This window comes from Arthrobacter sp. LjRoot14 (assembly GCF_964253905.1).
Classification (GTDB): Bacteria; Actinomycetota; Actinomycetes; order Actinomycetales; family Micrococcaceae; genus Arthrobacter.
This window is the reverse complement of the sequence record NZ_CAXURL020000001.1, coordinates 2505952-2527742: the sequence shown is the minus strand read 5'-3', so window position 1 is coordinate 2527742 and position 21791 is coordinate 2505952. Positions and strand designations below refer to the sequence as shown.

Genomic DNA, 21791 nt, shown 5'->3' with positions numbered 1-21791 from the left:
TGATCCTGCCTCTGCTGAAGACGGACCGCCGGAAGTGCCTGACCAATGACTGAACAGATAGGCATTATTGGGGGCGGCATCGTCGGAATCGCGATTGCACGCGCCCTCAGCAGCCGCGGGCTGGCGGACGTCACAGTCCTGGAAAAGGAGCAGCGGGTTGCCGCGCACCAAACGGGGCATAACTCCGGCGTGGTGCACGCAGGCCTCTACTACGCCCCGGGATCACTAAAAGCCATGCTGTGCCAACGCGGCCGGGTGCTTACCCGGGACTACTGCCGGGAGAGGAACCTGCCGTACCGGGAACTGGGCAAGCTCGTCGTTGCCGTTACGGAGGATGAACTTCCGGCCCTTGCAGACATCGAAAGCCGCTCGCTCGCAAACAGCGTGCCCGGGCTGCGCCGCCTCGGTGCCGATGCGATGCGCGACGTCGAACCCCACGTCGCCGGCGTGGCAGCACTCCACTCGCCGCATACCGCCGTCGTCGACTTTGCTGCCATCACGGAGTCCATGGCCGAGGATATCCGTTCTGCCGGCGGGCAGATCATGCTGGGCCACGAAGCCGTCTCGGTCACGACCGAACGCGGCAAGGTGCGTGTCACCACCAGCCACGCCGAATTCACCTTCGATCGACTGATCGCCTGCGCCGGGCTACAGTCGGACGTCGTTGCCGGGCTGGCGGGCGCTTCGCCGGCGCCCAAAATCCTGCCCTTCCGCGGAGAGTACTGGGACCTGTCAGCCGCGAAACAACACTTTGTCAGGGGCATGATTTACCCGGTGCCTGATCCCCGCTTCCCCTTCCTGGGCGTCCACTTCACCCGCGGCGTCTACGACACCATCCATGTGGGCCCAAACGCCGTGCCTGCCCTGGCCCGGGAGGGCTATCGCTGGAGCAACGTGTCCTTCAAGGACACTGCTGCGTCGATCATGTGGCCCGGCGCCCTGGCGCTGGCGCGGAAACACTGGCGGATGGGCGCGCAGGAGATCGCCGCCTCCCTGATCAAGCCGCTGTATTTCCGGCAGGCACGCAGGTTCATCCCCGAACTTCACGTGGACGACCTGACGGCGAAGACTGCCGCCGGCGTCCGCGCGCAAGCATGGTCACTGGACGGGAGCCTCCTCGACGACTTCGCGATCGAGGAGATGGGACCGGTGACCCTCCTGCGGAACGCACCCTCCCCGGCAGCGACCTCCGCGATGGCGATCGCGGACCATGTGCTGGAGCATCATGTCTTCCCCCGCAGATGACGTCCTGAAGGGACCTGCGTGGTTGATGGACAATGACGCCGGGTCCCGTTAGATTGACGCCGGGGCAGGTTTCCCGGCCCTGAAGTGCCGGGGAAAATTGCAGCCGCCCGGCTGCGTTGAGTACTGCCCCGCCCGGGGGAACCAATGACAAACAACACCGAGGCCAACGTCTGCGTGGGCCACCTTCGCGAGGGAGTATCGCGCATCACGCTGCGGCCCGGCGCCCGGGTCACGGAAGAGGACGGAATCCGCACCCGGGAACAGCTGCTGGCCTTGACCGGGGGCGCCCGCGGCGGGGTGCTGCTGGACATCACAGGTGTGGGCTCAGTCAGCCGGGAAGCGATCAGTGTCTACAGCGCTGCAGCCACTGTCAGTGCCTTCGCCATCCTGGGCAGTACCCCAGTGGACCGCGTCATCGCCCATGGACTACTCGGGCTGCCGTTGCCGGCCTGCCCGAGTGAATACTTCACGGACGAGGACGAAGCACTGAAGTGGCTTCGAACCATCAACGGATGACCTGTCCCGTCAGAGAACCGGCGGGTCTGTCCTGCCATTGCCCTGAGAGAATGGGCGCATGACAGCCATCTTCCTGGTGTGGAACCCGGACCGCTGGAACGACTGGAACTACACGTCCGTCGTCGAGCAGGTCAGTGACGCGGGCCAAGCTCACGGCGAGTGGCAATTTAGCCGCTCGGCCGGCGTTCCCGCCAACGGGGACGCGTGGCTGCTGCTTAAGGGAAAGCACGGGCCCGGCCTGCTCGGGCACGGCGTGGTGATCCGCGCGCAGTCCTGGGCTGCGCCGTCTGCCGCAGCCGCCGGCGGGACGCCCTCCCCTTCCGTGATGGTCACATTCGACTCGCTCCTGCCCCTGGGCGACCAGATCGGGCAGGAAATGCTGAGTGGCGCCCTTCCGGAGCTGCGCTGGAACAGGGTGCGCAACGGGCAGGCCCTTGAGCCGTCCGCGCAGGCCCGCATCCGTGACCTCTGGCGCCTCGAAGGACCGCCGCCACTCCCCGGGTCCACGTTGCCGGTGCCGGGGACCTACCCCGCGTGGGCCGTCAGCAAGGTCGAGGTGAACCGGTACGAACGAAATCCGGAGGCCAGACGTGCCTGCATCGCGCACTACGGAACGAGTTGTGCGGCCTGCGGCTTTTCCTTCGAAATCGCCTATGGAGACGCCGGCATCGACTTTATCGACGTGCACCACACCGCGCCGGTTTCGCTCCTGGACAGCAGCTACCGGCTGGATCCGGTGACGGATCTGGTGCCCCTGTGTCCAAACTGTCACGCCATGGCGCACCTCGGCGTGACTACCCCGCGAACGCTCCCGGAACTGCGCCGGATGCTGGCCGGCGCAGGCTTTATGCAGGGTCGGCCGGTGAGCCCTGGGGAACTTGAGTCGCACCAGGAGGCACTCCGGATCCTCGGTCCCGCGGAAACTCGTCCCGGGCCGGATACCGGGTCATAACCCCGGGCCCGATGACGAACACCCGCCTGGCCGGACGTGGAAATCCGCGGGAGAAGCACTTAACCGGACGGCTTCAACGCATCCCGGACCACCCCGACCAACGAATTGAACCGGGCGTTATCCGGCAGGTCGTCAATCAGTACCGGCCCCTCGGGCCCCGCGAGCGGAATTCGCCAATTCGGGTGCTCCGCGTCCGTTCCGGGCTGGTTCTGCGTGCGCGTCTCCCCGACGGCGTCCACGAGGGCAACACCCAACAGGGCGGACGGCGTCAGGGCGGTGAAGGCGTACAGCGCCTCGACCGTGCGCTGAACGTCCGCCGACGAATCCTCTAGCAGCCCCCGTTCGCGGACCAGGGCCAGCACGGCCTCCTGCTCCGCTGCCGCCTCCGCCCGTTCCTCTTCGACCGGGCGCAGGAGCAGGCCCAGCGATTCGCGAAGCGTGACATGCTCCCCCGCGAGATAACCAGCCGTCGGGGGCAGGTCATGAGTGTTGACGCTGGTCAGACACTGCTGGCGATATTCTTCGGGCGGCAGCGGGCCCGCTTCATTGTGTTCGAACCACAGGATGGATGTGCCGAGGATGCCCCGGTCCGTGAGGTAGTCACGGACCCAGGGTTCGAACACGCCAAGGTCCTCGCCGACGACAGTCGCACCGGCCCGCTGGGCCTCAAGGGCCAGGATGCCGATGAGGGCTTCATGGTCGTAGTACACGTATGTGCCCTGGTCCGGGCCCGCGCCTTCCGGAATCCACCACAGGCGGAAAAGGCCCAGTATGTGGTCAACGCGGATGCCGCCCGCGTGTCGGAGTACTGTCCTGAGCATGTCCCGGTACGGCTTGTAGCCTGCCGCCGCCAACTGTCCGGGGTGCCATGGCGGCTGGGTCCAGTTCTGTCCCTGCTGGTTGAAGACGTCCGGCGGGGCGCCGACAGTGACGCCCTGGGCGAGTACGCCGCGAAGCATCCAGGCATCGGCCCCGGCTGTCTTAACGCCCACGGCCAGATCATGGACGATACCGATGGCCATTCCGCATTCCTTAGCTGTTCGCTGGGCGGTGGCCAGCTGCTCATCGCAGATCCACTGCATCCAGCGGTAGAACTCCAGCCGCTCCGCATGCGCTTCCCTTATGGTGTCGCAGTACGGGGTGTCCGGTGACGAAGCCTCGCCGGACCATTCGGGCGCCGTCGGTGGAAGCCGCTCCGCGAGCGTGCACCAGAGGGCGAAGTCGTCCAGGCCCTTGCCTTCCGCCTCGCAGAAGTTGTCGAACATGCGGACCCTGCCGGGGCTGCGACGCACTTTGAAGATGAGCTCAAGCGCCCGGAGTTTGGCTTGATAGCTGGCGTTTCTGTCCAGGAGGCCGTCCGCCGTGTTGGCGGCGTGCAGCAGGTCCGCGTTGTCTTCGATGCCGGCCCTGGACGCCGGGTCCAGATATGCATACTCGGGCACGTCCTCGACGCGGATGTAGAGCGGGTTGAAGAAACGGCGGGTGGTGGGCAGATACGGTGAATCTTCGATGGGTGGACGGGGCTCCCCGGCGTGCAGGGGGTTCACGAGGACGAAACCCGCACCGTCCTTTCCTGCAATCGCTGCCAGGTCTACGAGGTCGGAGAAATCCCCGATGCCCCATGAACGGGACGAGCGGACCGAATACAGCTGGGCCGTGAGGCCCCAGTGGCGCTCGGACTCCAGACGTCGGCTGGTCCCCAGACGCTCCGGTGTAACGATCAGCGCACATTCCCCTACTTCCCCGGCAGCGTCGGCGTAGAGCGTATGCCAGCCCAGGGGCAAATCGCCGCCAAGGGCGAAAGCCGCCCGGCCTGTGAGGACTCCGTTCACCTCCTGCGGATCTTCCCAGTTGTCGCGCTGCTCGGCGTCCACGCGGTTGCCGTCCTCCGTCACCGCCCACACACTGACCGGCGTCCCGTGCGGGACATGGACAGAAACGTGGATTTCCCGGCCCTCCCTGGAAACGACCGACGGCGGCAGCAGCCGCCGCCACGGCGCCAGGTCCGCGTCGCGAAGGGCGCTTTGGAGCTCCTCCGGTGTCCCGGTCCGGTCCCCCAGCGCGGCCAGCACGCTGTGCAGCGTGCCGGCCGCGACGGGATGTTCCATACCGTCCCAGCCGCGGAAAGACGTGCTTACGCCGCGGACTGCCGCCAGCTTGCGGAGCAGCTCGTCTGTTGTTCCTGTGTGGTCCTGTTCCGTTCCATCCGCCATGGCCCTACTCTATGGGTTCACCGGGCTACGGCACCGGCAGCAACCGCACCCGTTTTCTTCCCAACCCTCGTCAGGCGTGTTGACCATGCCCGCTTCCCCCCGGATGTGTGTGCCCTTCGCCCACCAGTTCGTGCAGCCCGGACACGGCTTCGGCCAGCGACAGCCCGGGCGACGCCGCCACAAACGGCATGAGAAGCCGGTTCTCTTTGTCCAGGTGCAGGGCAAAGATGCGTTGAATGGCGCCGGCGGCTACAGCGGCGGCCACGCCCCGCGCGCCACGAAGCTCCTCCACCAGGGCGACGATCACCTGGTGCTCTGCCAGCATGCCTTCAACCAGGAGCCTACCCTCGGCGGAATTCCGCGGCCCGCTGTACGAGGGGCCTTCTTCGGCGAGCGCATGGGGCACCAGTTCGTTCTCGCACCATTCCAGCAGCACTTCGTGTGCGTCATGCTCCGCCGAGGCGTCATGCTTCTCCACGGAACCCGTCACCGCATCCGCGAGCGCCGTGAGGCGTCTGAGCATGTTCGCGTGATGACGTTCCACCGCCTCCATCGCTTCGGCCTCCGCGGCGGAGTTCTTCTTCGACACATGGTTCATGGTGCCTCCCTTGCTCTTTGCGCGCACGCTGTCCGGCGGGCGGCCCCACACCGGGCATGGACTGGCTTAACGCACTTTCACTCTACGGCCGCCCGGGCCGGCGGCACCGGGTCTTTGGGCCCGACCACTCTTTAGGCTCGGCCCCTGTGGCGGGCTAGCCTTGGAAACTATGGTCGACTTCGAGAGGTTCAGGATCCTGCTGGAATCGGAGCGCGCCCGGAAAGCGCTGTTACTGCCGGCCCTTCGCGAGGACATCACCTCCGCGAACGCCGCTCGCCAAAACTCTAATGTTGACGATGAACATGATCCCGAAGGTTCGACTATCGCTTTTGAGCTCTCACAGGCCGCCGCGTTGCTGCAGCAGAGCAGTGCCACCCTGGTGCAGGTCGAGGCGGCTCTGGCCCGGATCGCGGACGGCAGTTACGGATACTGTGAAATCTGCCGCGAGCCCATTGCCGAAGGCAGGCTGGAAGCCCGCCCCTGGACGCCGTATTGCATCAATCACGCACGTGGCAAGACATGGACAAAGCCATGACGGATGTTGCAGGCTCGCTGTGGCAAAGGATTGTTTCGGGATTCTCGCAGTCGCCGGCCCCTGAGGTGACGGCGACCGAACTGCTGATAGTCATCGTGCTCGCAACAGCACTGTCCCTCCCCCGGGCTTCCTGGCGCTATTTCGGGCTGCTGGCCACCGTCACCCACGAGCTGGGGCATGCATTTGCTGCCCTCATGACCGGACAGCGCCTTGGCGGCATCAGGCTGAGCCTGGACCATTCCGGGACCACCACCACGTACAGCAGGGGCCGCTTCCCGGCAGTCTGGTCCACGTTCTGGGGCTACCCCGTGCCGGGCGTTGTAGGAGCCGCCATGGTGTGGTCCGGATTCACCGGCTGGGGACCGGCTGCCATGTCCGTCGGCACGCTGATCCTGCTGGGCTCGTTCCTCTTCATCCGCAACGCCATGGGGTTGCTCATCACCTTTGCAGCGGTCCTGGGCTGCTCACTCCTTGTTCTCTTCGTCCCGCCCCGGTTCACCGGCCACGTGGTCATTGCACTGGGCCTCGCGCTGCTGGTCGCTGCCGTACGTGATCTGGCGAAGCTCTCGAATGTCCACTTGCGGCGTCGGGACAGGCTGTCCACGTCGGACGCACATCTCCTCTACCGGGCCACCTCGGTGCCCGCCGTCATCTGGATCCTCCTCTTCGCGGCCGTCGTTTGCGGTTCCTGGTGGGTGGCCTGGCAGCCCATGGCACACGTGCTGGCACCGGGCGGCAGCCAATAGGGTGTAACCATGACTTCCGATTCCCGCCCCGCCGCCGACCATTCCTCCGATCCAGGGTTCAGCACCAGGGGGTCCTACGTGACCGGAGGTGAGGAATTCACCCGGGACACCAACTACATCGAGGACCGGATCACGAGAGACGGCGAGCCGGGCCGCAACGGGGAACCCGGCTGGCCGGCGGAGGCGGGACGTTACCGCCTCATCGCAGCCCGCGCCTGCCCCTGGGCCAACAGGACTGTCATCGTCCGCAGGCTGCTGGGTCTTGAGGATGCCATATCCCTTGGGCAGCCCGGGCCCACCCATGACGCCCGGTCCTGGACCTTCGACCTGGACCCGGGCGGTGTTGACACGGTCCTCGGCATCGAACGGATCCGGGACGCTTATTTCCGGAGGTTCCCCGGCTATCCCCGGGGAATCACCGTACCCGCGATCGTCGACCTACGGTCAGGCGGCGTGGTCACCAACAATTTCCCGCAGATCACGCTGGACTTCTCCACGGAGTGGACGGCGTTCCACCGGCCCGGTGCTCCTGAGCTCTATCCTGCCCACCTCCGGGAGGAGATCGACGAAGTAAACAAAAGGGTGTTTACCGAAGTGAACAACGGTGTCTACCGCTGCGGTTTCGCCGGTTCACAGGACGCCTACAACGCTGCGTACACCCGCCTCTGGACCGCCCTGGACTGGCTTGAGGAGCGCCTCACCGGCCAGCGGTACCTCGTGGGAGACACCATTACGGAAGCCGACGTGCGGCTGTTCACCACGCTGGTCCGGTTCGACGCCGTCTACCACGGCCATTTCAAGTGCAACCGGCAAAAATTGAGCGAGATGCCCGCGCTGTGGGCCTATGCCCGGGATCTTTTCCAGACGCCCGGCTTCGGCGACACCATCGATTTCGTGCAGATCAAGCAGCACTACTACATCGTCCACGAGGACATCAACCCCACCGGGATCGTTCCGCAGGGGCCGGACCTCTCCGGTTGGCTGACCGCGCACGGCCGTGAGTCACTGGGGGGCCGCCCCTTCGGAGACGGCACCGCACCCGGTCCCGTCCGCAGCGGCGAGGAAGTTGCCGCGGGACACGGCGCAGGCTGATCGCCGCCGTCAACCGCACGCCGCTAGTGTTGTCCCATGCCACTTTCGTCCGGTTTTGCCGCGCCCGAATTCCAAGCGGTCAGGGACCTGTTTGATTCGTTCCTCAGGAACGACCCGCTGTACAGCGCCCAGGTCTCCGTCTACCGTGCGGGCACCAAAGTGGTGGACCTTAGCGGCGGACCCCACCTGGCGAAGGATTCGATCACGGGCGCCTACTCCTGTTCCAAAGGCGTGGCCGCCTTCGTCATCGCCCTCCTGGTCCAGGACGGACTGCTGGACCTTGACCGGACCACGGCTCACTACTGGCCCGAGTTCGCCGCCCACGGAAAAGGGGAGATCACCGTACGGCAGGCGCTCTCCCACCGGGCAGCGCTGCTGGGCGTGGAAGGCGGCCTGGCGCTCAGTGAATTCACGACGGCTGACGCAGCGCGGAAGCTCGCCGCCACGGCACCGCTGTGGCGTCCCGGTACCACGTTCGGATACCACGCCCTCACCATCGGCATCATCATGGAGGAACTCTGCCGCCGCGTCTCCGGCAGCACCCTGCAGGAGTTGTACGGCTCCCGCATCCGGCAGCCGTTCGGCATCGACTTCTTCCTGGGGCTGCCCGAGGACCAGGAGCCCCGCTATCGGAACGTGCTGTTCGGCGTCGATCCCGGCCAGCCGTGGCTGGACCCGCTGGGATTTGAGGGGCTCAACGGCAACGCTGCGGTGAGCACAGTCATGGAACTTCCCAACCACCGGGTCATTCGTAAGCACGGCATGAGCAGCGCCGGAGGTGTGGGATCAGCAGAAGGCCTCGCCCGGCTGTATGCCGCAGCCACTACGGGCGTTGACGGCGGTCCGGCGTTCCTGTCACCGGAAACCATCCGGACCATGTCCGAAGAGCAGGTATGGGGACTGGACCGCACCTCCGGACTCGACAACGCCTTCGCGGTGGTCTTCATGAAGCCGCACCCCAGCCGGAACTTTGGCAGCCATCGGGCGTTCGGCCACGAGGGTGCCAATGCCGCGTTGGGCTTCGCGGACCCCGGCTACGACCTCGCTTTCGGCTACATTCCGGGGACGCAGGAGGAAGGCAGAACCCCCGGCCGCGCCCACCGGCTGGCACACGCGGCACGGCAGGCTGCAGCTTCCAGCGCGCAGGCGTTGCCGGCCGGCGTTACCCGTGAGTAGGTTTGTCCATTTGTAGCATGTGGCATGCACCTTTATGGTGGGGCCAAATGGCAAATACAAAACAGCAGGACGAGGCCGCCCCGTCGCGGGTAGGAAAGATACGGCAGTCCGTGACGGACAGCGTGGCCGTAGCAGTTGCGGGTCCCCGCCTGCAGTTGGCCGCCAAGGCAGGACTCGCCGCAGGCCTGGCCTTCCTTATTGCACCCCTGATGCCGGGTGCCGCAGCCCAGTATCCCTACTACGCCCCGCTCGGTGCCCTCGTGGCGATGTACGAGAACGTGTCGGGCTCCATGAAGCAAGGCGTGCAGACGCTTGTGGGGCTCGGGATCGGCATTGGCCTGGCCTTCCTGCTGGTGAGCGTCACCGACCCTTCGCCGGTGACGGTGGCGATCGTCATGGGGTTGGGTGTCCTGCTCGCAGGGCTGCCGCGGCTTGGAGCCGGGCGTGACTGGATTCCGACGGCGGCGCTCCTGGTCCTCCTGGTGGGTGGCAACAACCCGGACGACTTCTCCTTCGGCTACCTCCTGCAGATGGGCGTAGGAGTCGTGGTGGGCATCACCGTCAACATGCTGGTTTTCCCGCCCCTGCATTTCAAGGCCGCCGCCCTCAGCCTCGCCGAACTCCGGTGGGCGCTCGCCAAGCAGCTCTCGGACATGGGCGAGGCGATGAGGGAAACCTGGCCGCCCGAGCACGAGGACTGGGCCGTGCGGTCGGAAGAGCTCGCGAAATCGGCCCGTGCCGTCCGGGCCGCCGTCCAGAAGGCCGACGCGAGCAGGCAGGTCAATCCGCGGCGCCGGCTCCACCCGCACGATCTGGACCGGGACTTCAAGGACCTCAGGGGCCTCGAAAGGGTGACTTTCCATATCCAGGACATGACAGAAGTGCTGGCAGATGTCATTTGGGACGAGGACGTTCCCTTCGTCATTCCGCTTCCCTACAGCGAGCCGCTGGCTGATGCGTTGGCCGCGGTCAGCGAGGTCCTCAGGTCCATGGAAGACGAGCACCCTGACCGGCAAAGCGAACTGATCGCGGCCGCAACTGCTGCCGTGGACGCCTTGGCTGACCGGATGGCATCCGATGACGTCAACCCGGATGCGCCGAGCGCCGCCGAATCAATCGTACTGAACCTGCACCGCATTCTCAGGGTGGTCACGGCCGGTCAGTCCTGACCCGAGCCCGACCCGAACCGGAAGAAGCCACGACGCCGGAGCACCCCGGGAGGTGACCTCCGGCGTCGTGATTTCCGTTACTTTGCTTGGCGCGGCTAGAGCGCCGTTACGCTCCCGCTGAAGTGCCTCCGGCCGGACCGCGGATTCCACGCGGCGTAGTCGGAGTGCTGCCAGGTCCCCGAAGGGGAATGGACCGAACTGATGTCCAGCGCCACGCGCGCCGGCAGGAACACCGGCGCTTCGAAGGCAACCTCCCAGCTGAAGGCATCCCCTTTCACAGCGCCCACATCCGCCAGTGCCCGCGAGGCGAGGTACATGCCGTGCGCTATGGAACGCCGCATGCCCAGGGCTTTCGCCGAGAGGACGCTGAGGTGAATCGGGTTGAAGTCGCCGGATACGGCTGCATAAGCCCTGCCAGTGTCAACACCCAGCTGCCACAATGCCGTAGGGTCTGGCGCCGAGAACGTTGCCGGCGGGGCCGGGGCCGAAGGCTTGTCGATGCCCGGCAGGAACACACCTTTGGCCAGATACGTGGACGTTCCCTTCCAGATGACCCTGGAGTTCCCGGTCCGCCGGACCTCCGCGACGATGTCAACCTGCGTGCCGGCGCGGTGGCCGCGCAGGTTCTCGGCCCAGGACGTAATGTCCAGCGCCTCAGTGAACAGGATGGTTCCGTGCTGTTCCACCTTGTTTTTCAGGTGCACCATTCCCAGCAGCGGCAGTGGGAAATCGTCACGGTTCATCACACTCATCGATACCGGAAAGGCCAGGGCGTGAATGAAGCCGGCAGGCAGGGTATCGCTGGCAGTCTCACCCACCAGGTGCTGGAAAGCGGTGAGGTTGTCCACCTCGGCCACCACTCCCCTGACCTCGTGTCCGCAGGGCGGAAGCGAGATCCCCGCGTCGGTACCGAGCACCCGGCGCCTGGCTGCGGTGGCCGCGGCATTGACGTAGAGCTTGGACAGCGACGGCATGTCCCCGAGTATTACGGGCTGGGCACCGGTCATGCGCCCACCAGGTTCTGGCCGCACACCCGCAGCACCTCGCCGGTGATGCCGCCCGCGGCGTCGCTGGCAAGGAAGGCGATGGCTTCTGCAACATCGCCGGGTTGCCCTCCCTGCTGAAGGGAGTTCAAGCGCCGGGCTACCTCCCGCGTTGCGAAGGGGATCCGGGCCGTCATCTCGGTTTCAATGAAGCCAGGCGCCACGGCGTTGATGGATCCATGGTGCTCCGCGAGAAGGGGTGCCGTGGCGCGCACCATTCCAATGACGCCGCCCTTGGAGGCCGCATAATTCGTTTGGCCGCGGTTGCCGGCAATACCGCTGGTGGAGGCGACCGACACGATCCGCGGGGAGTCGCGGAAGTGCTCGGACGCCAGCAGTGCCTCATTGATGCGCAACTGGGCTGCGATGTTCACCGCAAGGACCGAACTCCAGCGGCCCTGGTCCATGTTGGCGAGGAGCTTGTCCCGGGTGATTCCCGCGTTATGGATCACGATGTCCAGGCGCCCGTGCCTGCCCACCGCATGCTCGATGATCCGCTGCCCGGCGTCCTCCCGGCTGATGTCCAGCTGCAGCGCAGTCCCGCGGACCGCGTTTGCTACGGCGGCGAGGTGGTCTCCGGCTGCGGGGATGTCGACGACCACCAGGGTGGCACCGTCACGGTGGAGCGTGCGGGCGATGGCCGCCCCGATGCCGCGTGCGGCCCCGGTCACGACGGCCACCTTACCGGCAAGCGGCTTTTCGGTGTCGGCGGGAAGCTGCCCTTCCCCGGAGGTGACGGTGAGGGACTGGCCGTCGACAAAGGCTGACCGGCCGGACAGGAAGAAGCGCAGGGCTCCGAGGGAGCTGGGACTCGTGGTGGCCACCCCGTCTGCCAGAACGATGCCGTTGGCGGTGGCGCCGGCACGCAGCTCCTTGGCCAGGGATCGCAGCAGGCCGTCAACACCCTGGCGCGCTGCTGCGGAAGCGGGCCCCGGCGCGCTCCCCGGTGTGCGTGACACCGTTATGACGCGGGCATTTGGTGCCAGATCCCGGACGGACGCTGCCGCCGAGAGGACCGGCCTTTCAAGTTCTTCAGGGTGGGCCAGCTCATCCAGCACCAGGATGATGGCACCCAGCTTTTCCCGGGGCACCGCATGCCTCCGGACGTCGAGGTCCCAGGAAAGGAGGGCGGCCGCGAGTTCGTCAGCGCCGTCGCTGGAGCCCTGGACCAGGATCGGCCCCGTAACAAGGGGCTGCCCCGGCTGGTAGCGCCTGAGCACCACCGGCTGCGGCAAGCCAAGCTTCCTGGCAAGGTCCTTACCGATGCCACGGGATACGAGTTGTGTGTACTTGTCCGTCACTCCGGCCTCCCTAGGATGCTTCAAGAATGGCGACGACCCCTTGGCCGCCGGCAGCGCAAATGGAAATCAGGCCGCGGGCCGGTCGGCCGTCCACCGGGCCCTTGTCGTGAAGCATCTTGGCCAGTGTGGCCACGATCCTCCCTCCGGTCGCGGCAAAGGGGTGCCCCGCTGCCAGCGAGGAACCGTTCACGTTCAGCTTGGACCGGTCGATGCTGCCCAGCGCGCCGTCCAGGCCAAGGCGTGTCCGGCCGAATTCTTCGTCTTCCCAGGCGGCCAGGGTGCTGAGGACTGTGCCGGCAAATGCTTCATGGATCTCGAAGAAGTCGATGTCATCCAGGGTCAGTCCGTTGCGGGCCAGCAGGCGGGGCACTGCGAAAGCCGGCGCCATCAGCAGTCCGTCCTTCCCGTGGACGAAGTCGACGGCGGCCGCCTCGCCGTCCACGACCGTCGCGAGCTTGGGAAGTTCGTGGGCGTCCGCCCACTCCTCCGAAGCGAGCAGCACGGTGGACGCGCCATCAGTGAGCGGGGTGGAGTTGCCGGCTGTCATGGTTGCCTCGGCGCCCAGGTTCTTACCGAAGACGGGCTTGAGCGTGGACAGTTTTTCAAGTGTTGTGTCGGCGCGCAGATTCGAGTCCCGGTTCAGTCCGCGGTACGGCGTGAGCAGGTCGTCGAAGAAGCCGGCATCATAAGCGGCCGCGAGGTTGCGGTGGCTGTTGTAGGCCAACTCATCCTGGGCCTCACGGGTAATCTTCCACTGCGCCGTGGTGAGGGCCTGGTGTTCACCCATGGAAAGGCCCGTCCGGGGCTCCCCCGTATTGGGCGCGTCGGGTGCGAGGTCCTTGGGGCGAAGGCGGCCCAGGACCTTAAGGCGCTGGGGCAGGGTCTTGGCGCGGCTGAGGTCCAGCAGGACCTCTCGCAGGCCCTCACTCACAGCGATGGGCGCATCGGACGCGGAGTCGACTCCACCGGCAATGGCCGAGTCAATCTGTCCCAGCTTGATCTTGTTGGCAAGGCCAAGGACCGTCTCCAGTCCCGTGGCACACGCCTGCTGGAGATCGTAGGCAGGGGTTTCAGCGGAGAGGGCCGAGCCCAGCACTGCCTCGCGGGTGAGGTTGAAGTCACGCGAGTGTTTAAGGACGGCGCCGGCGGCAACTTCGCCGATCCGTTCATCCGCAAGGCCGAAACGCGCAATCAGGCCGTCCAACGCGGCGGTCAGCATGTCCTGGTTGGAGGACTTGGTATACGCGCCGCCGGTCCGGGCAAACGGAATCCGGTTTCCGCCCACCACCACGGCTTTGCGCAGCGAGCCTGCGCCGTGTGTGGCTGCCGGGTCTGTGGGTGATTCCTCTGGTCCGGTGGCGGACTGTCCGTTAAAGGACATGTGCTGTCTCCTTTTGCTTAACGCTGATTACCGATACCCAGCGTACCTGATACGCTGGGTATCGTGAACATCCTTCCTGCTGACCCTGACGTTTCCAGCGGCGGCAACTCCCCTGGCCCCGGCATTCCGGACACTTCCGCCGCAAGCGGCTCCGCAATCGACGGGCGCGCCGCCCGCTGGCAGTCACACAGGGAAGAACGCCGTCGCGAACTCATCAAGTCCGCGCGGAAGGCGGTCCATGCACTGGGCAGCGACGCTTCCATGGAGGACATCGCTGCCGCCGCCGGCACGTCCAAGTCCGTGTTCTACCGCTACTTCGGCGACAAGGCCGGGCTGCAGCAGGCTGTCGGCGAGGTGGTGATAAGCCAGATGCAACGCCGCATCCAGGAGGCCGCCCAGGGCGCCCAGACGCCACGGGAGGGGCTTCTGGCCATGGTGTCCGCCTACCTTCAAATGGCGGAGACCAGCCCCCACGTCTACACATTCGTCACCGCGTACTCGGCAGGAGAACCCGCAACAACCACCGGGGGCATGGCGGCGACGGGCGCGCTCGGCCATTTCTTCGAAGAGGTCCGTGACATGATCGCCCGGCCCATGCGCGCCCACCTGGGCGCCGGCAAGGAAGCCGTGATCGGCTACTGGCCCACCGCGGCGATCGGGCTCGTAAGGAACGCCGGTGAACAGTGGCTAGCCACGCCGGAGTCGCCCGGCAAACCGGACCAGGAAACCATGGCCCGCCAGATCACCGCCTGGCTGTGCGTCGGGATTGCCCCGGAGCTGGAGAACCTGGACCCTCACAATCCAAACCCTTAGTGAATTGTCAGAACCAAAGAAGGAATCGACATGACTGACGTAGTTGACCGCGCCGCCAGCCAGGCGCGCCGCCCCGCCGGAAGCGCACACCACCAGGCCGACGCGGCGCCCGCCGTCGACGTCGCTGCGCTGGGCGAGCAGCTCCTGGGCAAGTGGGCCCACATTCGCCGGCATTCGCGCGAGCTTTCAGGCCGTCCCGAACTGCATAAGACCGAGGGCCTCACGCACACCGAGCACCGGAAGCGCACGTTCGGCCAGCTCCAGTACCTGGTGGAGAACGGTGCCGTTCATCGCGCTTTTCCCGCATCACTGGGTGGTTCGGACGATCACGGCGGGAACATCGCAGGGTTCGAGGAACTCGTCACAGCCGATCCGTCGCTGCAGATCAAGGCTGGCGTCCAGTGGGGGCTGTTCGGTTCGGCTGTGATGCACCTCGGCACCGAGGAGCACCACGCCAAGTGGCTGCCCGGCATTATGAACATGGACATTCCCGGCTGTTTCGCGATGACGGAAACCGGGCACGGCTCCGACGTCGCCAGCATTGCCACCACGGCGACCTTTGAGCCGGCCACGCAGGAATTCGTCATCAACACGCCCTTCCGTGCCGCCTGGAAGGACTACATTGGCAATGCCGCCATCGACGGTCTCGGCGCCGTGGTGTTCGCCCAGCTGGTGACCCGCGGCGTGAACCACGGGGTCCACGCGTTCTACGTGGACTTGCGGGATCCGAACACCAAGGAGTTCCTGCCGGGCATCGGAGGTGAAGACGACGGCGTCAAGGGCGGGCTGAACGGCATCGACAACGGCCGGCTGCACTTCAGCAACGTCCGTGTTCCGCGGGCCAACCTGCTGAACCGGTACGGCAACGTTGACGCGGACGGGGCATACACCTCTCCCATTGCCAGCCCGGGCCGACGCTTCTTCACCATGCTGGGCACCCTCGTCCAGGGCCGCGTCTCCCTGGACGGTGCCGCGGTGGCAGCCAGCAAGCTGGCCCTCAAGACCGCCATCCAGTACGCCACTGAGCGCCGCCAGTTCAACGCCTCCTCGCATACTGACGAAGAAGTGCTGCTCGACTACCAGCGCCATCAGCGGCGGCTGTTTACCCGGCTCGCCACCACCTATGCCGCAGGCTTCGCCCATGAACAGCTGCTGCAGAAATTCGACGACGTTTTCTCGGGTGCACATGACACCGACGAGGACCGCCAGGACCTTGAGACACTGGCCGCCGCACTCAAGCCGCTCAGCACATGGCACGCCCTGGACACTTTGCAGGAGTGCCGCGAAGCCTGCGGCGGCGCAGGCTTCCTGATTGAGAACCGTTTTGCCTCCCTCCGTGCGGACCTGGACGTCTACGTCACGTTTGAAGGCGACAACACCGTGCTCCTCCAGCTGGTGGCCAAGCGGCTCCTCGCGGACTACGCCAAGGAATTCCGCAACGTCGACGTCGGCGTGCTGGCACGCTACGTGGTGAGCCAGGCCGCCGGCGCCGCGGTACACCGGACCGGACTTCGCCAGGTTGCCCAGTTCATGGCAGACACGGGCTCGGTGCAGAAGGCCGCCATTGCCCTCCGCGACGAGGACACCCAGCGGCTGCTGCTGACGGACAGGGTACAGACCATGGTTGCCGAGGCCGGAGCAGCACTCAAGGGAACCAACAAGCTGCCGCAGCAGAAGGCCGCTGCGGCTTTCAACCAGCACCAGCACGAATTAATTGAGGCGGCGCAGGCCCACGCGGAGCTGCTGCAGTGGGAAGCCTTCACGGAAGCCCTTGCCGATGTGAAGGACCCGGGCACCAAGCGGGTGCTGACCTGGCTCCGGGATTTGTTCGGACTCTCGCTCATCGAGAAGAACCTGTCCTGGTACCTCATGAACGGCCGCCTGTCGATGCAGCGCGCCCGCACTGTGGGCGACTACATCAACCGCCTCCTGGTCAAGATCCGCCCGCACGCCCTGGACCTGGTGGACGCCTTCGGCTACGGCCCGGAGCATCTCCGCGCGGCAATTGCCACCGGCGCAGAAAAGACCCGCCAGGACGAGGCCCGTGCGTTCTTCCGGAACCAGCGCGCCGACGGTAAAGCCCCGGTGGACGAAAAGGTCCTCCTCGCCCGCCAGGCCCGAGAAACGAAGGCTCCGCGCCGCTAGCCCCGGCGTACCGCCCGGGAATAACGATAAAACAACGACGGCGCCGCACCCCGAGAGGGAGCGGCGCCGTCGTTGATTCCTGTTTAGGCAAGGACCGAGCGGTACACCTCAAGGGTGGTTTGCGTGATGGAGTCCCAGGAGAAGTGCTCCTCCGCGCGGCGGCGGCCGGCCTGTCCCATGGCGCGGGCACGCACCGGGTCGGACACGACCTCGGTGAGGGCAGCTGCGAATTCGTTGACGAACTTCTCCGGGTCCAGCGGGGTCCCGGTGCCGTCAGTGACCTGTTCCAGCTCCACCAGCAGGCCGGTTTCGCCGTGCTGAACAACCTCCGGGATGCCGCCGGTGGCGCTGGCCACGACTGCTGCACCGCATGCCATGGCTTCGAGGTTGACGATCCCCAGCGGTTCGTAGATGGACGGGCAGGCAAAAGCGGTTGCGTGGCTGAGCACCTGGATCAGCTCGTGGCGGGGAAGCATGCGCTCAATGAGGACGACTCCGCTGCGCTGGCTCTGCAGCTCCTCGATCAGGCGGGCGGTTTCCGCTGCGAGTTCCGGGGTGTCCGCCGCGCCAAGGCACAGCACAAGCTGGACATCCGCGGGCAGCTTGGCCGCGGCACGGAGCAGGTACGGAACGCCTTTCTGGCGGGTGTTGCGGCCGACGAAAACCACGCTGGGCAGTTCAGGGTCGATGCCGAGGGCACGGACGGCGTCCTCGCCCTCATCACGGTTCCAGAGTTCGACGTCGATGCCGTTGTGGACCACGCGTACCTTGGCCGGATCGACGTCCGGGTAGCTGCGGAGGATGTCCTGACGCATCCCTTCGGACACGGCGATGATGGCGGCCGCGGCCTCGTAGGCGGTCTTTTCCACCCAGGAGGACAAGGCGTAGCCGCCGCCGAGCTGTTCAGCCTTCCAAGGCCGCAGCGGCTCGAGGCTGTGGGCGCTCAGCACGTGCGGGATGCCGTGAAGCAGCGATGCCAGGTGGCCCGCCATATTGGCATACCAGGTGTGCGAATGCACAAGGTCAGCTCCCGCAATATCCGGCACGATGCGCAGATCCACCCCGAGCGTCTGCACGGCGGCGTTGGCGGCGCCCAGGTCCTCCGGGACCGAATAGGACGTCACCTTCGCCCCGTGGTAGTCGGGATCCCGGGGCGCCCCGAAGGCCCGCACCTGCAGATCCACATGCTTGGCCAGCACGCGGCTTAATTCAGCCACATGGACCCCGGCGCCACCGTAAATCTCGGGCGGGAACTCTTTAGTCACAATGTCTATTCGCACGATACCCAAGGTAGTCCTTACGGCGTATCTGTTCTAGTGTGAAGGAGTCCGGGCGTGCCGGACTTTTTGGGGAAGTTACGAAGGCGTACAGGAGCGACCACCATGCCGTTGAATAAGAAAGTCCTGGCTATTGTCCTCGCAGGCGGCGAGGGCAACCGGCTCATGCCGCTGACGGCTGACAGGGCCAAACCCGGCGTGCCCTTTGCCGGCAGCTACCGGCTCATCGACTTCGCGCTGTCCAACCTCGTGAACTCCCGCTATCTGCAGATTGTGGTGCTCACGCAATACAAATCCCACAGCCTGGACCGGCATATTTCCGAAACATGGAGAATGTCCACGCAGCTGGGAAACTACATTGCCTCCGTCCCGGCGCAGCAGCGCGTGGGCAAGAGCTGGTTCCTCGGCAGTGCCAACGCGATCTACCAGTCCCTGAACCTGATCCATGACGCCAACCCCGACATCGTGGTTGTGGTGGGCGCCGATCACGTCTACCGCATGGACTTCGCGCAGATGGTTGAGCAGCATGTCGCCAGCGGCGCCAAGGCCACAGTGGCCGCAGTCCGCCAGCCGCTGAACATGGCCGACCAGTTCGGCGTCATCGAGGTGGACCAGGATAATCCCCAGAAGATTGCCGCCTTCGTGGAAAAGCCATCCTCAACCCCCGGGCTGGCAGCAGATCCCACCCAGTTCCTGGCATCCATGGGAAATTACGTTTTCGATGCCGATGCCCTGGTGGACGCCCTGCACGTGGATGCCGAGCGCCTTGACACCAAGCACGATATGGGCGGCGACATCATCCCTTACTTCGTCAGTAAGGGCGAAGCGGGCGTTTATGACTTCACGCTGAATGACATTCCCGGCTCCACCGAACGGGACCGTACTTATTGGCGCGATGTCGGCACCATCGATTCCTTCTACGACGCCCACATGGACCTTATTTCCCCCATGCCGGTTTTCAACCTGTATAACTCGGAATGGCCCATCTACACGCGGCAAAGCATCTCCCCGCCGGCAAAGTTTGTGCGCGGACAGGGCAACACCGTGGGTACGGCCCTGGACTCGATCGTGGCCAGCGGCGTGGTGATTTCCGGCGGCATCGTGGAAGGGTCGGTCCTGTCCAATGACGTTTATGTGGGCACGGCGAGCCGCGTGGTGGATTCAGTCCTGATGGACAAGGTCCAGATCGGCGAGGGTGCCGTGGTCAACCGCGCCATCATCGACAAGAACGTCAAGGTGCCCGCCGGCGCAGCGATCGGCCTGGATCCGGAGCGCGACCGCGCCCGCGGTTTCAAGGTCACGGACTCGGGCATCACGGTGCTGTCCAAGGGACAGGCAGTTCCGGAACCGGACGAGGCCGAACGCGCGCTGTCAGCCGCCAACCTCCACCTGGTGCCCAACGCGATCAAGGCGGCAACGGAGAACTACCCGTCTGCCCGGGACTCGGCGGCCAAAGTAGGGGAAGCCCACGCTGCGGCCGTGGGAGTATCCACCGCCGACTAGGCGCCCACGCCGCTACCGCTGAACCTTGACGGCAGGCCGAGGGATTCCCAGGCTGTAAAATTGGACCAATGAACTCCTCCGATTTGACGCCTGAGGACATCCAGGCCTGCCTCAAGGTTCTTAACACCATCCACGCCTATGACGAGGAGCACCCGGACTATGTCTCGGTTCGGCGCGCCACCGGCAAGATGTTCAAGGCTGTCAAACGCCACCGCCGGGTCACCAAGCGCGACCTGATCGCCGAGTCCGATCGCGCAGTAATCGCGCAGACGGCCACGGCAGCTCCCGACCGGATCGATGATGAAACCCGCGGGAACAAGCTGGAACCTTCTGCGACCGGCAAGGTGGCCGGACACCTCATCAGGTCCCGCCCGTGCTACATCTGCAAGAATCACTACACCCAGGTGGATGCTTTCTATCACCAGTTGTGCCCTGAGTGTGCTGCGTTCAGCCACAGCAAGCGCGACGCCCGCACGGACCTCACCGGCCGCCGTGCCCTCCTCACGGGAGGACGCGCCAAAATCGGCATGTACATCGCCTTGCGGCTGCTCCGGGACGGTGCCCACACCACCATCACCACGCGGTTCCCGAAAGATGCGGCACGCCGCTTCGCCGCGATGGAAGACAGCGGTGAGTGGCTCCACCGGCTCAGGATCGTGGGCATCGACCTACGTGATCCCTCCCAGGTGATGGCCCTGACCGATTCCCTCGACGCCGCGGGCCCGCTGGACATCATCATCAACAACGCGGCCCAGACTGTCCGCCGCTCGGGCAACGCTTACAAGCCGCTGGTCGATGCAGAGGACGAGCCCCTGCCCGCCGCCCTCGACGTTGCCAACGGCGGACCGGAACTGGTGACCTTCGGCCACGCCCATGACAAGCACCCGCTGGCCCTTGCCAGCAGCGTCATGGAACACCCGGTCCTGGCCGGCGACGCCATCACATCGCTGGCACTTTCTACGGGTTCGGCTTCGCTGGAACGGATAGCCACCGGCACGGCCATCGACGCCGGCGGACTGGTTCCTGACCTGGCCGCCATCAACAGCTGGACCCAGGTGGTGGATGAAGTGGATCCGCTGGAAATGCTCGAAGTGCAGCTCTGCAACGTGACAGCGCCCTTCCTGCTGGTGAGCCGTCTGCGTGCCGCAATGAAGCGTTCCACCGCGCATCGGAAGTACATCGTGAACGTTTCCGCCATGGAAGGGCAGTTCTCACGCGCGTACAAGGGTCCGGGCCACCCCCACACCAACATGGCCAAAGCGGCGCTGAACATGATGACCCGCACCAGCGCGCAGGAAATGCTCGATTCCGACGGCATCCTGATGACCGCCGTGGATACCGGATGGATCACTGATGAGCGTCCGCACTATACCAAGGTCAGGCTCATGGAGGAAGGCTTCCATGCTCCGCTGGACCTCGTGGACGGTGCAGCGCGGGTCTACGATCCGATCGTCATGGGCGAAAACGGTGAAGACCAGTACGGCGTCTTCCTCAAGGACTACAAGCCCAGCCCCTGGTAGTCGGCCCTTCCCGGCCGCTAGCAGAGGCTGCCGGGGTGCCGCTAGGGGCCCTATGGCCCTAATGGGGGTGCCGGAGGGACCGTAACGTGGGTTTACATGAACATCATGACGCCGCCCGAGGGCCAGTTGTCCATTGACCAGTGCTGGGTAATGCTCGACACCGAGGTGGTCGGGAGGATCGCGCTCATTGTCGACGGCCACCCGGAAATCTTCCCGGTTAATTTCGTGCTCCAGCGCCGCACTGTCGTCTTCCGGACGGCCGGCGGGACCAAGCTGTGGGCAGCCATGACGGCCAAGCCCGTGGCTTTTGAAATTGACGGCTACGACGCTCATGAAGAGATGGCCTGGAGCGTGGTTGCCCGCGGCGAAGCCGAGCTAATCGAAACCCAGGACGAAAAAGACGAAGTGGACGCCCTGTTCCTGGAGCCATGGCAGCCGGGCGACAAGGACTACTACGTACGGCTGGCGCCCAAGGCACTCACCGGCCGACGGTTCAAGGTCAAGAAGCCGGACATGTGGAACACGCGGCTGTCCGATCCCCGTCGCGCCGCGTTCGAGTAGCCCGC

At 65.5% G+C, this 21791-nt stretch carries 19 protein-coding genes; 13 read left to right on the top strand and 6 right to left on the bottom strand.

Annotation, left to right across the window (positions count from 1 at the left end):
* The first annotated feature begins 45 nt into the window (after positions 1-45).
* The 3 genes from lhgO to ACSQ12_RS11240 all read left to right on the top strand — a co-directional run bounded on the left by lhgO (position 46) and on the right by ACSQ12_RS11240 (position 2713).
* On the top strand, positions 46-1245 hold the full coding sequence (gene lhgO, locus ACSQ12_RS11250) for an L-2-hydroxyglutarate oxidase (protein WP_436065460.1): 1200 nt from the start codon (positions 46-48) through the stop codon (positions 1243-1245).
* A 144-nt stretch (positions 1246-1389) separates the two neighbouring features.
* Complete coding sequence (locus ACSQ12_RS11245) at positions 1390-1761, top strand: STAS/SEC14 domain-containing protein (protein ID WP_436065459.1); 372 nt, start codon at positions 1390-1392, stop codon at positions 1759-1761.
* A gap of 58 nt (positions 1762-1819) precedes the next feature.
* Positions 1820-2713: an HNH endonuclease gene (locus ACSQ12_RS11240; protein WP_436065458.1), complete on the top strand. Its 894-nt coding sequence runs from the start codon at positions 1820-1822 to the stop codon at positions 2711-2713.
* A gap of 59 nt (positions 2714-2772) precedes the next feature.
* Here ACSQ12_RS11240 and malQ read toward each other — a convergent pair whose 3' ends face one another.
* Positions 2773-4926, bottom strand: a complete 2154-nt coding sequence (gene malQ / locus ACSQ12_RS11235) for a 4-alpha-glucanotransferase (RefSeq protein ID WP_436065457.1) — start codon at positions 4924-4926, stop codon at positions 2773-2775.
* A gap of 70 nt (positions 4927-4996) precedes the next feature.
* Complete coding sequence (locus tag ACSQ12_RS11230) at positions 4997-5524, bottom strand: hemerythrin domain-containing protein (RefSeq protein WP_436065456.1); 528 nt, start codon at positions 5522-5524, stop codon at positions 4997-4999.
* Positions 5525-5693: 169 nt separating this feature from the next.
* Here ACSQ12_RS11230 and ACSQ12_RS11225 point away from each other — a divergent pair, with 169 nt between their 5' ends.
* Genes ACSQ12_RS11225 through ACSQ12_RS11205 form a run of 5 tightly spaced genes read left to right on the top strand, consistent with a single transcriptional unit; the run spans position 5694 to position 10242 of the window.
* Positions 5694-6059 carry a TraR/DksA family transcriptional regulator gene (locus tag ACSQ12_RS11225; protein ID WP_436065455.1) on the top strand — a complete coding sequence of 122 codons (366 nt, stop codon included), beginning with the start codon at positions 5694-5696 and terminating at the stop codon, positions 6057-6059.
* On the top strand, positions 6056-6805 hold the full coding sequence (locus ACSQ12_RS11220) for a M50 family metallopeptidase (protein ID WP_209744698.1): 750 nt from the start codon (positions 6056-6058) through the stop codon (positions 6803-6805). Before ACSQ12_RS11225 ends, ACSQ12_RS11220 begins: the two co-directional genes overlap by 4 nt.
* A 9-nt stretch (positions 6806-6814) precedes the next feature.
* Positions 6815-7897 carry a glutathione S-transferase family protein gene (locus ACSQ12_RS11215; RefSeq protein WP_436065454.1) on the top strand — a complete coding sequence of 361 codons (1083 nt, stop codon included), beginning with the start codon at positions 6815-6817 and terminating at the stop codon, positions 7895-7897.
* Between the two features lie 36 nt (positions 7898-7933).
* Complete coding sequence (locus ACSQ12_RS11210; protein WP_436065453.1) at positions 7934-9073, top strand: serine hydrolase domain-containing protein; 1140 nt, start codon at positions 7934-7936, stop codon at positions 9071-9073.
* Between the two features lie 47 nt (positions 9074-9120).
* Positions 9121-10242 (top strand): FUSC family protein, encoded by a 1122-nt coding sequence (locus ACSQ12_RS11205; RefSeq protein ID WP_436065452.1) that lies wholly within the window; start codon positions 9121-9123, stop codon positions 10240-10242.
* A 95-nt stretch (positions 10243-10337) separates the two neighbouring features.
* Here the strand turns inward: ACSQ12_RS11205 and ACSQ12_RS11200 are convergent, their stop codons facing one another.
* Genes ACSQ12_RS11200 through ACSQ12_RS11190 form a run of 3 tightly spaced genes read right to left on the bottom strand, consistent with a single transcriptional unit; the run spans position 10338 to position 13967 of the window.
* Positions 10338-11249 (bottom strand): MaoC family dehydratase, encoded by a 912-nt coding sequence (locus tag ACSQ12_RS11200; protein WP_436065451.1) that lies wholly within the window; start codon positions 11247-11249, stop codon positions 10338-10340.
* A complete protein-coding gene (locus tag ACSQ12_RS11195) occupies positions 11246-12586 on the bottom strand; it encodes a 3-oxoacyl-ACP reductase (protein ID WP_436065450.1) in 1341 nt (446 codons plus the stop codon). Before ACSQ12_RS11195 ends, ACSQ12_RS11200 begins: the two co-directional genes overlap by 4 nt.
* A gap of 10 nt (positions 12587-12596) precedes the next feature.
* Complete coding sequence (locus ACSQ12_RS11190; RefSeq protein WP_436065449.1) at positions 12597-13967, bottom strand: acetyl-CoA C-acetyltransferase; 1371 nt, start codon at positions 13965-13967, stop codon at positions 12597-12599.
* A 123-nt stretch (positions 13968-14090) separates the two neighbouring features.
* Here ACSQ12_RS11190 and ACSQ12_RS11185 point away from each other — a divergent pair, with 123 nt between their 5' ends.
* Complete coding sequence (locus ACSQ12_RS11185) at positions 14091-14780, top strand: TetR/AcrR family transcriptional regulator (RefSeq protein ID WP_436066988.1); 690 nt, start codon at positions 14091-14093, stop codon at positions 14778-14780.
* Positions 14781-14810: 30 nt separating this feature from the next.
* Positions 14811-16925, top strand: a complete 2115-nt coding sequence (locus tag ACSQ12_RS11180) for an acyl-CoA dehydrogenase family protein (protein WP_436065448.1) — start codon at positions 14811-14813, stop codon at positions 16923-16925.
* Positions 16926-17008: 83 nt separating this feature from the next.
* On the opposite strand, the gene glgA is transcribed toward ACSQ12_RS11180, so the two are convergent.
* On the bottom strand, positions 17009-18205 hold the full coding sequence (glgA, locus tag ACSQ12_RS11175; RefSeq protein ID WP_209744718.1) for a glycogen synthase: 1197 nt from the start codon (positions 18203-18205) through the stop codon (positions 17009-17011).
* A gap of 102 nt (positions 18206-18307) precedes the next feature.
* On the opposite strand from glgA, the gene glgC reads away from it, so the two are divergent.
* The 3 genes from glgC (at position 18308) to ACSQ12_RS11160 (ending at position 21786) form a co-directional block, all read left to right on the top strand.
* Positions 18308-19705, top strand: coding sequence for a glucose-1-phosphate adenylyltransferase (gene glgC / locus ACSQ12_RS11170; protein WP_436065447.1), 1398 nt, complete (start codon positions 18308-18310; stop codon positions 19703-19705).
* Between the two features lie 68 nt (positions 19706-19773).
* Positions 19774-21225 (top strand): SDR family NAD(P)-dependent oxidoreductase, encoded by a 1452-nt coding sequence (locus tag ACSQ12_RS11165; RefSeq protein ID WP_436065446.1) that lies wholly within the window; start codon positions 19774-19776, stop codon positions 21223-21225.
* A 96-nt stretch (positions 21226-21321) separates the two neighbouring features.
* Entirely contained in the window at positions 21322-21786 is a 465-nt protein-coding gene (locus ACSQ12_RS11160; RefSeq protein WP_209744724.1) for a pyridoxamine 5'-phosphate oxidase family protein, read from the top strand.
* The last annotated feature ends 5 nt before the right edge of the window (positions 21787-21791 follow it).